The sequence below is a fragment of the Franconibacter helveticus LMG 23732 genome, from assembly GCF_000463115.2.
In the GTDB taxonomy this organism is placed as follows: Bacteria; Pseudomonadota; Gammaproteobacteria; order Enterobacterales; family Enterobacteriaceae; genus Franconibacter; species Franconibacter helveticus.
Map to the genome: position 1 here is coordinate 178,319 of NZ_AWFX01000057.1, position 14,922 is coordinate 193,240.

A 14,922-nucleotide genomic window follows, 5' to 3' on the forward strand; every position below is an offset into this window, starting at 1 on the left:
TTACATTTATACTCATCATCCGTAACGCTTATATCGGACAGTCGCCAGAGCACAGCCACAAGAAAATAATTCCATTCAAAATCAGCATATTAAATGAAAATTAATGCTTTAATATTAGTTTCCGCCCCATGCTAAACAAAATTAGCACTTTTTTATTATGGCGTTATTTTATTAACTGACAGGTAGCGACTTATCACTAATTTAGCCATTTCTATGACGCCGATCCAAATAAATTCAATCTGGACTTGCGTTATAAACTCGTTATACTTTTCGCAATTTCTGGACATCTCTGGAAATAATTACGGCAAGGCTTTTATTTTATTTTCATCCGGCGTCAATCAGCCTTTCGTATGAGTTACGCCAGACGCAATTATTTAGAAACTGCTATTAACGACCGTTTTCTGGAATTACTGCCAGTAATTCAGGGCGTCCGTCGTTCAATATTCAGGGTTGATATATTAAGGAGAGCTATGCGTAGCCCGCATCTACAGACCAAGGCTGTTTTTCGCTTCCGGCTAAAGACGCTGCTTGCCGCCAGTATGGCGATGGCGTTTCCTGCGCTGGCGACAGAAGCCAGCCCGACTTACGATACGCTGGTCCAGGAAGCCCGTAGCGGGAACACCTCAGCTTTGCTCGGCTACTTGCGCGAGCATGAGCAGCAAACCCCGCTGAATGCTAATCAGGTCGCCGACTGGTTGCAGGTGGCGAACTGGGCAGGCCAGGATACCGAAGTGGTGAAAGTCTGGCAGCGCTATCACGGCTCGCTGGAGATCCCGGCGCGCGGTGAGGTCGCGGTCGCCCGTTCTTACCGCAACCTTAAACAGTATCCGGCGTCGCTGGCGCACTGGGAGTCGGCGCTGGCGCTGGAGCCGCAAAACGACGATATCCGCGCAGGCTGGGTGATGACGCTGGCCGATGCCCGTCATTATAACGCGGCGGTCTCTGAGGCCCGCCAGATGGTGGCCCGCGCCCCGACTTCCGGCAACTACGAAGCGCTGGCTTACGCCTATCGCGCTCAGGGCAAGAGCTGGGATGCACTGTTTGCCGCCACGCGGGCGCAGGAAGAAAACCCACAAAACAAAGGCACGACGCAGTTTCTGACAGGCACACTCTCCGCCAACCGCGTCTCTTCGCCCGCGCTGGAGCTGTCTGAAGCCGCTGCCATTTCGCCGGAAATGGGCCGACGCCTGCAAACCGACGCGGCGGCGGAAATGGTGCGCACGGCGTTCATGCCGACCCGCACCGAACAGGAACGCTACCTGCTGGCTGACAAAGCGCTTTCGCGCTATGACCGTCTGCTCGCGACCTGGCGCGACGATCCGGCGGCAAAGGCAGACTACCGCCGCGCGCGCATTGACCGTCTGGGCGCCCTGATGGCGCGCGGCAGGCTTGACGAAACCATCAGCGAATATGAAGCAATCAGCGCCGACGGCCAGGCGGTGCCCGGCTACGCCAAACGTTGGGTCGCCTCCGCCTACCTTTCTAAACAGCGCCCGGACAGAGCCGAAGCGCTGATGAACGATGTCTTCGCCAGCGAAAACCCGAAAGCGTTCAGCGCCACGTCGCTTTCGCAGGATGACACGCAGGCGCTCTTCTATACCCGCATGGAAAACGAAGAATACGACGCGGCGAAAGCCCAGATAGACGAACTGGTTAAAAACACGCCTTATCTGCGCCGTTATTATGGCTCGCCGACGCCGGAGCCGAACGATTACTGGCTGCTCGGCCAGACCTTGCAGGCGCAGTACCGCGCCATGACCAACGACCTTCCCGCCGCTGAAGAACTCTCTGAGCGCCTGGCCCGTTCAGGCCCGGGCAACCAGGGTTTACGCATCGGCTACGCCTCCGTGCTGGAAACACGCGGTCTGCCGCGCCGGGCGGAGCGGGAGTTGAAAATCGCCGAAGTGCTGGAGCCGAACAATCTGGAGCTGGAGCGCCAGCAGGCTTACGTGGCGATGGATCTCTATGAATGGCGGCAGGCGCGCCTGCTGATTGACGACGTTATGAAGCGAAGCCCGGAAGACCAGAACTCCCAGCGGCTGGCGCGCCTGCGCGACGTGCACGATAAGTCTGAACTGCGCATCGCCGGCAGCCAGGGCATTGATTCCGACAGCCCGATCAGCGGCCAGCATGACTTCACCTTCCAGAGCGCCCTTTACAGCCCGCCCATTAACGAGAACGTGCGGCTGTTTGCGGGCTTTAACTTCGCTACCGGCGAGTTTGAAGAAGGCAAGGGTTACGACCGCGACGTCTTAGGCGGCGTGGAGTGGCGTTCGCGCGATAACTGGGCCGAAGCGGAAATCTCCGGGCGTAACTATAACGACGGCCAGAAGATCGGCGCGCGTCTGTCAGGCTGGCATGACTTTAACGATAACTGGCGCGTGGGCGGTTCAGCCGAACGTATTTCGCATAATACTCCGCTGCGCGCGCTGCGTAGCGGCGTGACGGCCAACGGCGGCGACGCGTTTGTGCGCTGGTATCAGAATGAAAGACGCGAATATCAGTTGAGCGTGGCGCCTTCCTGGTTTTCAGACGGCAACGACCGTTTTGAATACAGCCTGAGCGGCCAGGAACGCCTCTTTTCCCGCCCGCGCTTCACGCTGGACTTTACCCCCAGCATCAGCGGCAGCTTTAACAACAAAGAAGATGTGCCCTACTACAACCCGAAACGGGATCTCTCGCTGGTGCCGGGTCTGTCTGCCGAACACTTGATTTATCACCATTACGACAACGCCTGGACGCAGCAGTTTTACGCCGGCGTCGGCAGCTATATGCAAAAAGGCCAGGGCAGCGGGCTTATCACTACCTTCGGGTACGGACAACACGTCCAGTTCAATAACGTGGTGGATGGCGGGTTCATGCTCACCTGGGACCGTCGTCCCTACGATGGCGAGCGTGAAAGAAACATCTCTGTCTCCTTCGATTTAAACGTCAGGTTCTAAGGACTTTTCATGTTGAAACATTTCCTGCGTATGGGCTTGTTAGTCGCTGGCTGGTTACTGATGACCGCCTGCGGCAATGCCGAAAACCCTCGCTTTACGCCACCTGCGGACAGACCAATGCCAGAATCAACACAGCCCTGGCCACGCAACAGTTTTCTGGTGATTGCTTATCACGATATTGAAGACGACGGCGCGGACCAGCGTTATATGTCAGTGCGCACCAGCGCGCTCAACGACCAGATGGTCTGGCTGAAACGCAACGGCTACCAGCCGGTGAGCGTGCAACAGATCCTGGATGCCCGCAACGGCGGCGCCCCTCTGCCGCCAAAAGCGGTGCTGCTGACCTTTGATGACGGTTACAGCAGCTTCTATACCCGCGTCTGGCCACTGCTCAAAGCCTATAACTGGCCTGCCCTGTGGGCGCCGGTCGGTATCTGGGTCGGTACGCCGGAAAATAAAAAGGTGGACTTCGGCGGCCTGCCGACCCCCCGCGAAAAATTCGCTACCTGGGATATGGTGCGCGAAGTCAGCCGCTCGCCGCTGGTGGAAGTGGGTTCGCATACCTGGGCTTCTCACTATGGCGGCGTAGCCAACCCGCAGGGCAGCACGCAGCCTGCGGTGGCGAACCGTATGTACAACAAAAAAACCGGCCAGTATGAGACGGATGAAGAGTACCGGGCGCGTATCGATAAAGATGTCGCCATGATCACCGCGAAGCTTAAAGAAGTGACCGGCAAAGCGCCGCGCGCCTGGGTCTGGCCTTACGGCGCAGCCAACGGCATTTCGCTTGATATCATCAAAAAGCATGGTTATCAGATGGCCTTTACCCTCAACGAGGGGCTTGGCAACGTCAATAATCTCGACAGCATTCCCCGCTATCTGGTCTCAGGCAACCCGTCCATTAACAACTTTGCTAACGCGGTTATCGGCATACAGGAACCTCCGCGCATGCGCGTGATGCACGTTGACCTGGATTACGTTTACGACAAAGACCCGAAACAGCAGCAAAAGAACATCGACAAGCTTATCCAGCGCGTCTTTGACATGAAGATAAGCCACGTCTTCCTGCAAGCCTACGCCGACCCGACGGGCGACGGCACGGTCAAAGAGCTTTACTTCAAAAACCGCTGGCTGCCGGTGCGCTCTGAACTCTTTAACTTCCTGGCGTGGCAGTTACAAACGCGAGGCGGCGTGAAAGTTTACGCCTGGATGCCGGTGCTGGCTTTCGATCTGGATAAATCCCTGCCGCGCGTTCAGGCGTGGGACCCGGAAACCGGCACGGCGAAAGTCGACCCGAAACAGTATCAGCGCCTGTCGCCTTTTAACCCGGTGGCCCGCCAGCGCATCACCGAAATCTATGAGGATCTGGCCCGCTATTCAAACTTCAACGGCGTGCTGTTCCATGACGACGCGCTGCTGACGGACTTTGAAGACGCCAGCCCGGACGCGATGGCGGCCTATCGCCAGGCGGGCTTCAAAGGGTCGATTACGGATATTCGCAACAACCCGCAGGAGTTTGAACGCTGGACGCGCTTCAAGAGCCGCGAGCTTATCGACTTCACCAAATCGTTAACCCGGACCGTGCAGTCTATTCGCGGGCCGCAGGTCAGAACGGCGCGCAACATTTACGCCATGCCGGTACTGGATCCGAAGAGCGAGTCCTGGTTTGCCCAGAACCTCAACGACTTCCTCGAAACCTACGACTGGACCGCGCCGATGGCGATGCCGCTGATGGAAGGCGTGCCGCTTAATGAAAGCAATGCCTGGCTCGACAAGCTGGTGCATGCGGTGGCGGAACACCCGGGCGCGCTGAACAGAACGGTTTTTGAATTGCAGGCGCGCGACTGGCGCAAACAGGAAAATCACGCGGAAATCAGCGGCGCTCAGCTGAAAGAGTGGATGCAGCAGCTCCAGATGAGCGGTGCCTTTAACTTTGGCTACTACCCCGATGATTTCATTAACGATCAACCTGAGATGTCCGAGGTTCGACCGGCATTCTCCTCATACTGGTACCCGCAAAAATGACCGATCGCATCATAGCCTTTTTAGTTCTGTGCCTGGTGTTCAGTATCCCGCTCGGGGTCGCGGCTATCTTCACCGGTGAGGTGATGCTGAACTTCGTCTTCTTCTGGCCGCTGTTTATGTCGGCGCTATGGATTACCGGCGGGCTGTACTTCTGGTTCTACCGCGAGCGTAAATGGAAGTGGGGCGACGACGCGCCGGCGCCTGAGCTGCCGGGCAACCCGCTCATTTCTATTCTCATCCCTTGCTACAACGAAGGGCTGAACGCGCGGGAAACGATAGAAGCGGCGCTGGCGCAGCGCTACAGCAATACGGAAGTTATCGCCATTAACGATGGTTCGAAAGATAACACCGCCGAAGTGCTTAACCAGCTGGCGGAAGAGTATCCGCGCCTGCGCGTGATCCACCTTGCTGAAAACCAGGGCAAGGCGGTGGCGCTGAAGGCGGGCGCAGCGGCGGCGCGCAGCGAATACCTGGTCTGTATCGACGGCGACGCGCTGCTGGACCGCGATACCGCGGCTTACATGGTCACGCCGCTGTTGCAGCACCCGCGCGTTGGCGCGGTGACAGGCAACCCGCGCATCCGTACCCGCTCAACGCTGGTAGGCCGCGTGCAGGTGGGCGAGTTCTCCTCGATTATCGGCCTGATTAAACGCACGCAGCGTATTTACGGCCAGGTCTTTACCGTCTCCGGCGTGATTGCCGCCTTCCGTCGCCGCGCGCTGGCGGAAGTGGGCTACTGGAGCCCGGATATGATCACCGAAGATATCGACATCAGCTGGAAGCTCCAGCTGCGTCACTGGTCGATATTCTTTGAACCCCGCGCGCTGTGCTGGATTTTAATGCCGGAAACGGCGAAAGGGCTGTGGAAACAGCGTCTGCGCTGGGCGCAGGGCGGCGCCGAGGTGTTCCTGGTGAATATGCGCCGCCTCTGGTCGTGGGAATATCGCCGCATGTGGCCGCTGTTCGCTGAGTTCTGTCTTTCGACGACGTGGGCCTTCGCCTATGCCGCCAGTATTGTGCTGTTTGTACTGGGCTTTATTTTCCCGCTGCCCGATTCGCTGCTCATTCAGCGGCTTTTCCCGCCCGAGTTTACCGGGCTGATTCTGGCCGTGGTCTGTCTGTTGCAGTTTATGGTGAGCCTGCTGATTGAACGGCGTTACGAGAAAAACATCGCCTCTTCGCTGTTCTGGGTTATCTGGTTCCCGGTGGTTTACTGGATGCTGAGCCTGTTCACCACGCTTGTAGCGTTCCCGAAAGTGATGCTTAAACGCCAGCGCGCCCGCGCGCGCTGGGTCAGCCCCGACCGCGGCATAGGGAGAATTTAGTGATGATGCAGCCATTAATTTTCACCGAGCAGCGCCTCGCGCCGCGCGTCTTCGATGCCCTGCTGACAGTGATTGCCTGGGCGGCGTTCTCTTACCTCATCTATTTCGACCTGATGAAAGAGTTAATGCTGCCGCAAACTGCCGCCGGCACGCGCCCGTTTCTTGCGACGCTGGGTACTATCGCCCTCTACATATTGATGGCGATGCTCAACGGCGTCGCGCTGCTGATTTGGGCGAAATACAACCAGTTTCGTTTTCGCGTGGAGCGGCGCAAACGCCGTCCCGACCTGGAGCATGACGCCGTGGCGGAAAGCTTCCAGATCACGCCGAAGCTGGTGACGGAAATGAACAAAGGACGCGTGCAGACCGTGTTTCACGACGATCACGGCGGCATCGATCATGTGGAAGTGAACAGCGCCATTGGCGAAAGCCTGCTTCCTCCACCTGCCGAACCAGGCAGGCTTCCGCTGCTGCCCGCAGGCGAAACGGTGCCCGCTTCGCTGACCGAAGAACAGCCCCCGCGTTAAAACGAGGGAATAAAAAAGCCGACGCATGCGTCGGCTTTTTTCTGTTTCAGAACTCAGCGCTTTTCGGCGTTTTCGTCCTGGTCTACTGCAAAGCAGGCCACCAGTTGCCCGCCGTAGCTTTTCAGCGCCGGCTGGATTTGAGTACAGGTGCCGAAGCGGCGACGGCAGCGGGCGTTAAAAGCGCAACCCGGCGGCGGGTTGAGCGGGCTTGGCAGCTCGCCGGTCAGCTTGATGCGTTCGCGACGGTCGTCCGGGTTCAGGCGCGGCGTGGCGGAGAGCAGCGCCTGGGTGTACGGATGACGCGGATTGTTGAAGATCTGGTCTTTGGTGCCTTTTTCCACGCAACGCCCCAAATACATCACCATCACTTCATCGGCGATGTGCTCCACCACGGAGAGGTCGTGCGAGATAAAGACATAGGAAAGCCCCAGGTCCTGTTGCAAATCCATCATCAGGTTCAGCACCTGCGCGCGTACGGAAACGTCCAGCGCGGATACGGGTTCGTCGGCAATCACCACATCCGGGTCAAGCATCAGCCCGCGAGCAATGGCGATACGCTGGCGCTGGCCGCCGGAAAACATGTGCGGATAGCGGTCGTAATGCTCGGTTTTGAGCCCCACTTTCGCCATCATCGCCAGCGCTTTCTCGCGGCGCGCCGCTTTGCTCATATCGCTGTTGATCAGCAGCGGCTCTTCCAGGATCTGCCCCACTTTTTTACGCGGGTTCAGCGAACCGTAGGGGTTCTGAAACACAATCTGGATTTTCTGGCGGCGCAGCTTTTGCGCCTGCGGATCGTGCTTGAGCAGATCCTGCCCCTGATAGTAAAGCTCGCCGCCAGTCGGCGTTTCGATCATGGTCAGCAAACGGCCAAGCGTGGATTTACCGCAGCCCGATTCGCCTACCACCGCGAGCGTTTTGCCGCGCTCAAGGGTGAACGAAACGCCGTCCAGCGCTTTCACCAGACGTTCCGGCGCGAAGAAACCTTTCTTCACCGGATAGTGTTTTTTCAGATCGATAGCCTGCAACAGCGGCTGCGACTGTAAGGTGGCCTCATGCGTGCTCATAATTTGTCGGCCTCCCGGCATCATCGAGTGGATAGTGGCATTTCGACTGGCGGCCGTTGTCCACCAGGTTCAGGCCCGGCTCTTCAACGCGGCAGCGTTCTGTGGCGTACGGGCAGCGCGGGTTCAGCAAACAGCCTGTCGGACGGTCATATTTCCCTGGCACCACGCCCGGCAACGACGCCAGGCGCGCTTTGTCCTGGGCGAATTCCGGCAGCGCGCGCAGCAGCGCCTGGGTGTAGGGGTGGCGCGGCGCGCGGAAGATATCTTTCGCCTCGCCCGTCTCCACCACCTGGCCTGCGTACATCACAATGATTTTGTGCGCCGCTTCAGCTACCAGCGCGAGGTCATGGGTGATAAGCACCAGCGCCATGTTCTCTTTTTGCTGTAGCTCCAGCAGCAGTTCGATGATTTGCGCCTGGATAGTTACATCCAGCGCGGTGGTCGGTTCATCGGCAATCAGCAGTTTCGGCTGGCAGGCGATGGCCATAGCAATCATCACGCGCTGGCTCATCCCGCCGGAGAGCTGGTGCGGGTAAACGTCCAGACGCGAAGCCGGGTCCGGAATACCGACCTGGTTTAACAGATCGATCGCCCGCTGGCGGCGGGTTTTCTTATTGCCGCCCTGATGCACCTTAATGGCTTCCATAATCTGGTAGCCCACGGTGTAACAGGGGTTCAGGCTGGTCATCGGATCCTGGAAAATCATCGCCACTTCGGCGCCTACCAGGTTGCGGCGCTCTTTTTCCGAAATGCGCTTTAAGTCCTGACCGTTGAATTGCAGGTTTTCGGCCATTACGCGGCCGGGGTAATCAATCAGGCCCATAATGGCGAGCGAGCTGACTGACTTGCCGGAACCGGATTCGCCGACGATGCCCACGACTTCGCCCTGCTTCACGCTGTAGCTTATGCGGTCTACGGCGCGGAACGGCGCATCTTCGTCGCCGAAGTGCACCGATAATTTATCTACATTCAATAACGCCATCTCGTGCCTCTTTACTGCTTGAGTTTGGGGTCGAGCGCGTCGCGCAAGCCGTCGCCCATCAGGTTAAATGCCAGCACCGTCAGCAGGATAGCGAGACCCGGGAAGGTCACGACCCACCAGGCGCTCTGCGCAAACTGCAACACGTCGGAGAGCATGGTGCCCCACTCCGGCGTCGGCGGTTGCGCACCCATGCCAAGAAAGCCAAGGGCGGCCATGTCGAGAATGGCGTTAGAGAAACCGAGCGACGCCTGAACAATCAGCGGCGCAAGGCAGTTGGGGAAAATATTAACGAACATCTGGCGGATGGCGCCTGCGCCCGCCACGCGGGAGGCGGTCACGTAGTCGCGGTTCACTTCCACCAGTACGGCGGCGCGGGTTAAGCGCACATAGTGGGGGAGCGCCACGAAGGTAAGCGCCAGCGATGCGTTGACTATCGAGGGACCGAATATCGCCACCAGCACCAGCGCGAGCAGCAGGCTCGGCAGCGCCAGCATGATATCGACGACGCGCATGATGATGACATCCACCACGCCGCCGAAGTAACCGGCGATAAGCCCAAGCACGATGCCCATAATCAGCGACAGTACGACCACCAGACACCCTACCAGCAGCGACAGGCGCGCGCCGTACATCAGGCGCGAAAGCGTATCGCGGCCTACATCGTCGGTGCCAAGAATATGCGCCCAGCTGCCGCCGTCCTGCCAGACCGGCGGCGCGAGCAGCGCGTCGCGGAACTGGTCGGCCGGGTTATGCGGCGCGAGAAAGTTGGCGAACACGGCGATAATAATCATCACCACGACGTAGACCAGGCCTACTACCGCGCCTTTGTTGCGCTTGAAGTAGTGCCAGAATTCCTGCATCGGCGTCATCGGCACCGGGGCCGCAACGGCTTTGTTTTCTGTAACTTGAGACATGATGGCCCCTTACTTCTTGTGACGTATACGCGGGTTCACCACGCCGTACAGCAGATCGACCAGCAGGTTGACGAGAATGATCATCGTCGCCACCAGCAACACCCCGCCCTGCACTACCGGATAATCGCGGCGTTGCAGCGCGTCGATAAGCCAGCGGCCCAGACCCGGCCAGGAGAAGATAGTCTCGGTGAGGATGGCGCCCGCCAGCAGCGTGCCGACCTGCAAACCGATAACCGTAACGACCGGCAGCATGGCATTGCGCAGCGCATGGACAATAATCACGCGCATGCGGGTTAACCCTTTAGCGCGCGCGGTGCGGATGTAATCTTCGCCCAGCACCTCCAGCATGGAGGAGCGCGTCATGCGCACAATTACCGCCAGCGGTATGGTGCCAAGCACGATCGCAGGCAGAATCATGTGCGCCAGGGCATCGATAAAGTTGCCCTCTTCGCCCCAGATGGCGGTATCGATGAGCATAAATCCGGTCAGGGGATTCGTGTCGTCAAGAAAGACCATATCGCTGACCCGCCCGGAGACCGGCGTCAGGTTCCACTGCACCGAGACCAGCATAATCAGCATCATGCCCCACCAGAAGATAGGCATGGAGTAACCGGTGAGCGACAGGCCCACGGCGGTATGGTCAAAAATGGAGCCACGCTTCACGGCCGCCAGCACCCCGACCGGGATACCGACTGCCACGGCGAAAATCATGGCGCAAATACCCAGTTCCAGCGTCGCTTTAAAACGCGGAACGAACTCTTCCCACACCGGCAGACGGCTTTTCAGCGAGATGCCTAAATCGCCATGCAATACGCCCCAGATGTAATTGAGGTATTGCTGCCACAGCGGTTTATTAAGGCCAAGCTCCGCCAGCAGTTGCGCATGACGCTCGGGGGAAATACCACGTTCGCCCGCCATGATCATCACCGGGTCGCCGGGGATCATATGGACGAAGGCAAAAGTGAGAAGGGTAATACCGATAAACGTCGGGATAACAAGCCCCAGACGTCGGAGGATGAACTGCAACATAACCCGGATTCTCTGTAATGACGCGCCTGGTGAAGCGGCGTCTGCATTGCTCACAAATGTAAATTCTCTCTCCTTCAGAGAGAGTGAGGGTGAGGAGAAACTTGCGCTTCCCTCACCCCGGCCCTCTCTTAACAGAGAGGGAAATGGCCCTGATTATTATTCGACAGAGACGTTTTCGAAGTGGTGTTTACCCAGCGGGTCCACAACGTAGCCTTTGACTTCTTTACGCACCGGCTCATACACGGTGGAGTGCGCGACGATAAGCGCAGGCGCCTGGTCGTGCATCACTACCTGAGCCTGTTTGTAAAGCTCGATACGCTTGTTGTGGTCTTCGGTGGCGCGCGCCGGTTGAATCAGATCTTCAAACGGCTTGTAGCACCAGCGGGAGTAGTTTGAACCATCTTTCGCCGCGTCGCAGCTAAACAGGGTGGCGAAGAAGTTATCCGGATCCCCGTTGTCGCCGGTCCAGCCCATCATCACCGCCTGGTGTTCGCCCGCTTTCGCACGCTTGAGGTATTCGCCCCACTCGTAGGTCACGATTTTGGCCTGAACGCCGATCTTCGCCCAGTCGGCCTGGATCATCTCCGCCATGCGGCGGGCGTTCGGGTTGTACGGACGCTGTACCGGCATCGCCCACAGTTCAACGGTAAAGCCTTTATCCTGGCCCGCTTCTTTCAGCAGCGCTTTGGCTTTCTCAACGTCGTAAGTGTAATCCTTAACATCGTCGTTATAGCCCCACATGGTCGGCGGGATCAGGTTTTTCGCGGCTACGCCGGCGCCCTGGTAAACCGCTTTGATGATGGCTTCTTTGTTCACCGCGTAGGTCAGCGCCTGACGCACTTTCACGTCGTCAAACGGTTTCTTCTCGGTGTTGAAGGACATATAGCCTACGTTCAGGCCCGCCTGCTCCATCAGATTGATGTTTTTGTCCTGCTTCATGCGGGCGATGTCAGCCGGGTTCGGGTACGGCATCACCTGGCATTCATTTTTTTGCAGCTTGGCGTAACGCACGGAAGCATCCGGCGTAATAGAGAAGACCAGACGATCGATCTTCGGCTTGGTGCCCCAGAAGCCTTCAAACGCTTTATAGAGAATGCGGGAATCTTTTTGATATTGCAGCAGCTGGAACGGACCGGTACCGATCGGGTTCAGGTCCACTTTTTCCGGCGTGCCGGCTTTGAGCATGTTGTCGGCGTATTCTTTGGAAAGAATCGACGCGAAGTCCATCGCGAGGTCAGCCAGGAACGGCGCTTCCGGGCGAGTCAGTACGAACTGAACGGTGGAATCGTCCACTTTTTTCACTTCGGAAATCAGCGCCGGCAGGCCCATGCCTTCAAAGTATTCGTAGCTGCCGCCAGAGACTTTATGGTACGGGTTCTGATCGTTTTTCTGACGGTCGAAAGAGAAAACAACGTCGTCGGCGTTAAAATCGCGCGTCGGTTTGAATTCTTTATTGTCTTGCCACTTCACGCCTTTGCGCAGGTGGAAAGTATAGGTTTTGCCGTCCTCGCTGACTTCCCATTTCTCAGCCAGGCCGGGAACGATTTCGGTGGTGCCGGTTTTAAATTCTACCAGGCGGTTATAAATCGGCACTGAGCTTGCGTCATAAGTGGTGCCAGAGGTAAAGAGCTGTGGGTTAAAGCCTTCCGGCGAGCCTTCTGAACAGTAAACCAGGGTTTTTGCCTGTACGCTTGCTGCAACGGTCATGGCTACCAGGCTCAGACCAAACTTCAGCATCCCTGACTTTTTCAAGGAAATACTCATTCTTCTGCTCCAATGTGATGGGTGTTGTGTTGCCCGTCAGACCTTTTTTTGTTTTTTACCCGGTCCGATCGGGGTGCCCGCTGGGCATTGTGAGGATGGGGATTCCTTTCGTAAGGTTGACCAGAAAACAGTGCATATTCTCCGTAAAGGGCCCCTCACGCCCTACAATCTGTCAACAGATTAGGAAAACGTCAATACAGGTCACCGGGATTTACAAGCAGGGTGAGAAACGACAAACAAAGATTAAAAAAAGTTCAGACCACTATTTTCAGCAGGGAAATTTATGCTACCGCCCCGATGCCAGAATAATTATCTTAATAATTTGCAACATCCAGCGGTTATGATTTGTACCAATTCTGTAAAATTAGTTGCTCACTGGCGAAGTAATGAACGATTCATGCTGTAAACGCAGAGGCGGTCAGCTAAAAATGCTGGGAGTATCTATAAGCGGAGGGAAAAGTATCCGCCTTTTTCCATAATAAATTTCAATGGAATATCTCACAAAACAGAGAAGAGCCAATAAAAAGAAAGCTAATTGCGATAAACAAAATAAGCGCTAAAAAAGAGGCGCGCGGTATGGTTAAAAACCACAGCGTTATTATCAGTCACAATAAACACCCTCCTTATCTTAAATTCTTATTTATCCCTGCACCCTCTTTAAAACGCAAAAACCGATGGATGATTATTATGCGGGCGATCTGCGCTACGGCGACCTTAGCGAACTCTGAGCGTCAGATGCAAAAAAGCCTGCTCGTTGAGCAGGCTTTTCAAATTTGGTCGCTGCCAGAGGATTACACGTCACTGCGTGACGCGCCCTGCGGGCCGTTGCTGAAGCAACGTTCTCTCGCTGCGCTCGAGTCGAACCTCTGCCCCCGGAGGTTCTCATCCTCTGAACGTCAGATGCAAAAAAGCCTGCTCGTTGAGCAGGCTTTTCGAATTTGGTCGGTGCCAGAGGATTACACGTCACTGCGTGACGCGCCCTGCGGGCCGTTGCTGAAGCAACGTTCTCTCGCTGCGCTCGAGTCGAACCTCTGCCCCCGGAGGTTCTCATCCTCTGAGCGTCAGATACAAAAAAGCCTGCTCGTTGAGCAGGCTTTTTGAATTTGGTCGGTGCCAGAGGATTACACGTCACTGCGTGACGCGCCCTGCGGGCCGTTGCTGAAGCAACGTTCTCTCGCTGCGCTCGAGTCGAACCTCTGCCCCCGGAGGTTCTCATCCTCTGAGCGTCAGATACAAAAAAGCCTGCTCGTTGAGCAGGCTTTTTGAATTTGGTCGGTGATAGAGGATTCGAACCTCCGACCCCTTCGTCCCGAACGAAGTGCGCTACCAGGCTGCGCCAATCACCGAATGCGGGGCGCATATTACTGCCGTGCTACCCCAGCGTCAATACCTTATTAAAAAAAGCCTCGCGATCGCCTGAAAAGCCAGCGGCGCTGGCTATTTCTGCGTCGACGGCGCACGGCACCAGTTGTTGTTCTGGTTTATCCCGCCGTCTGGCGAGGTGTAACCAAGGCACCCCATGATGGTGTCGTAAAGCTCTACGTGACGGTGCGCGGTTTTATCCTGCGCCTGCTTTTTAAGTTCGGCGAAAGCGCGGGCGTGATCCGGGTCCGCCAGATAACTGTCCGACATCCAGACCATCATCGGTACGCGGAACTGCTCCGGCGGCGCGATGTTGCGCGGCGTGCCGTGCAGATGCTCTTTCTCGTTGATCGACTCGCCATGATCGGCGGCGTAGAAAACAATCGCTTTCTTGTCGCGAACCTGGTCAATCACCTTCGAGATAAAGCTATCGACGTAAAGCACCGAGTTATCGTAGGCGTTAATCAGCTCTTGTTTGCTGCATTTGTCGTCCACGCCCATGCACTCGGGCTGCCAGCGGGCGAAGCTGCGCGGGTAGCGCTGCACATAGTTATAATGCGACCCTTTGGTATGCAATATGATGATGTGTTTGCCTTTTTGATGCTCGCTCAGGGAGTTTTGCATCTCGTTGACCAACAGCATGTCGTCGACCTGTTTGCCGCGATTACGCGGTTCCGCGCCAATCTGCTCACGGTAAGAAATATTGTCGGCCATGGTGTTGCTGTAGAACCACATCTCGCTCTGCATCGCATACAGGTCGGAACTGAAGCCAAGCTGTTTGAGCACGGCAAACACGTTCTGTTCTTTAAGGGTGCGCTGCGGGTTATCTTCCGCTCCGCCTTCGCGCACAAACATGCAACGCAGGGAGAGCTTAGTGGCGGTATCGCACGAGTAACCCCGGAAAGCCGCCAGGGTTTTCTCCTGAGAAAGCTTTGGCGTGGTTTCGCGCGAATAGCCCAGCAGGCCCATGTGATCCCAGCGCGTGGTT

General features: G+C 56.9%; 11 protein-coding genes, 1 tRNA gene and 3 other RNA genes. 5 read left to right on the forward strand and 10 right to left on the reverse strand.

All coding sequences use genetic code 11. From position 1 onward, the window contains the following. The first annotated feature begins 470 nt into the window (after positions 1-470). The 4 genes from pgaA to pgaD are packed head-to-tail and all read left to right on the forward strand — an operon-like array spanning position 471 to position 6,819. Positions 471-2,942 (forward strand): poly-beta-1,6 N-acetyl-D-glucosamine export porin PgaA, encoded by a 2,472-nt coding sequence (gene pgaA, locus DW56_RS20295; protein WP_024552192.1) that lies wholly within the window; start codon positions 471-473, stop codon positions 2,940-2,942. Between the two features lie 9 nt (positions 2,943-2,951). Then, entirely contained in the window at positions 2,952-4,967 is a 2,016-nt protein-coding gene (gene pgaB, locus DW56_RS20300) for a poly-beta-1,6-N-acetyl-D-glucosamine N-deacetylase PgaB (RefSeq protein WP_024552191.1), read from the forward strand. Then, positions 4,964-6,292, forward strand: coding sequence for a poly-beta-1,6-N-acetyl-D-glucosamine synthase (pgaC, locus tag DW56_RS20305; RefSeq protein WP_024552190.1), 1,329 nt, complete (start codon positions 4,964-4,966; stop codon positions 6,290-6,292). The genes pgaB and pgaC overlap by 4 nt, the downstream gene beginning before the upstream one ends. A 2-nt stretch (positions 6,293-6,294) precedes the next feature. Further along, entirely contained in the window at positions 6,295-6,819 is a 525-nt protein-coding gene (pgaD, locus tag DW56_RS20310; protein ID WP_029590225.1) for a poly-beta-1,6-N-acetyl-D-glucosamine biosynthesis protein PgaD, read from the forward strand. A gap of 53 nt (positions 6,820-6,872) precedes the next feature. Here pgaD and dppF read toward each other — a convergent pair whose 3' ends face one another. From dppF to dppA, 5 genes are all read right to left on the reverse strand, one after another. After that, entirely contained in the window at positions 6,873-7,883 is a 1,011-nt protein-coding gene (dppF, locus tag DW56_RS20315) for a dipeptide ABC transporter ATP-binding subunit DppF (RefSeq protein ID WP_024552189.1), read from the reverse strand. Beyond that, positions 7,870-8,865, reverse strand: a complete 996-nt coding sequence (dppD, locus tag DW56_RS20320) for a dipeptide ABC transporter ATP-binding protein (RefSeq protein ID WP_024552188.1) — start codon at positions 8,863-8,865, stop codon at positions 7,870-7,872. Before dppD ends, dppF begins: the two co-directional genes overlap by 14 nt. A gap of 11 nt (positions 8,866-8,876) precedes the next feature. Then, complete coding sequence (dppC, locus tag DW56_RS20325; protein ID WP_024552187.1) at positions 8,877-9,779, reverse strand: dipeptide ABC transporter permease DppC; 903 nt, start codon at positions 9,777-9,779, stop codon at positions 8,877-8,879. A gap of 9 nt (positions 9,780-9,788) precedes the next feature. After that, positions 9,789-10,808 (reverse strand): dipeptide ABC transporter permease DppB, encoded by a 1,020-nt coding sequence (dppB, locus tag DW56_RS20330; RefSeq protein ID WP_024552186.1) that lies wholly within the window; start codon positions 10,806-10,808, stop codon positions 9,789-9,791. 156 nt (positions 10,809-10,964) lie between these two features. Then, positions 10,965-12,572 carry a dipeptide ABC transporter periplasmic-binding protein DppA gene (gene dppA / locus DW56_RS20335; RefSeq protein ID WP_024552185.1) on the reverse strand — a complete coding sequence of 536 codons (1,608 nt, stop codon included), beginning with the start codon at positions 12,570-12,572 and terminating at the stop codon, positions 10,965-10,967. Between the two features lie 638 nt (positions 12,573-13,210). Here dppA and DW56_RS23010 point away from each other — a divergent pair. Continuing rightward, entirely contained in the window at positions 13,211-13,300 is a 90-nt protein-coding gene (locus DW56_RS23010; RefSeq protein WP_267879862.1) for a DUF3289 family protein, read from the forward strand. Between the two features lie 46 nt (positions 13,301-13,346). On the opposite strand, the gene DW56_RS21080 is transcribed toward DW56_RS23010, so the two are convergent. From DW56_RS21080 to eptB, 5 genes are all read right to left on the reverse strand, one after another. Beyond that, positions 13,347-13,479: non-coding RNA, RtT sRNA (locus DW56_RS21080), on the reverse strand. Positions 13,480-13,511: 32 nt separating this feature from the next. Next, positions 13,512-13,644, reverse strand: a non-coding RNA gene (locus DW56_RS21085) — RtT sRNA. A gap of 32 nt (positions 13,645-13,676) precedes the next feature. Further along, positions 13,677-13,809, reverse strand: a non-coding RNA gene (locus tag DW56_RS21090) — RtT sRNA. A gap of 32 nt (positions 13,810-13,841) precedes the next feature. Continuing rightward, a tRNA-Pro gene (locus tag DW56_RS20350) sits at positions 13,842-13,918 on the reverse strand. Between the two features lie 91 nt (positions 13,919-14,009). After that, on the reverse strand, positions 14,010-14,922 hold a 913-nt coding region (eptB, locus tag DW56_RS22965; protein WP_235803283.1), incomplete at its 5' end, for a kdo(2)-lipid A phosphoethanolamine 7''-transferase.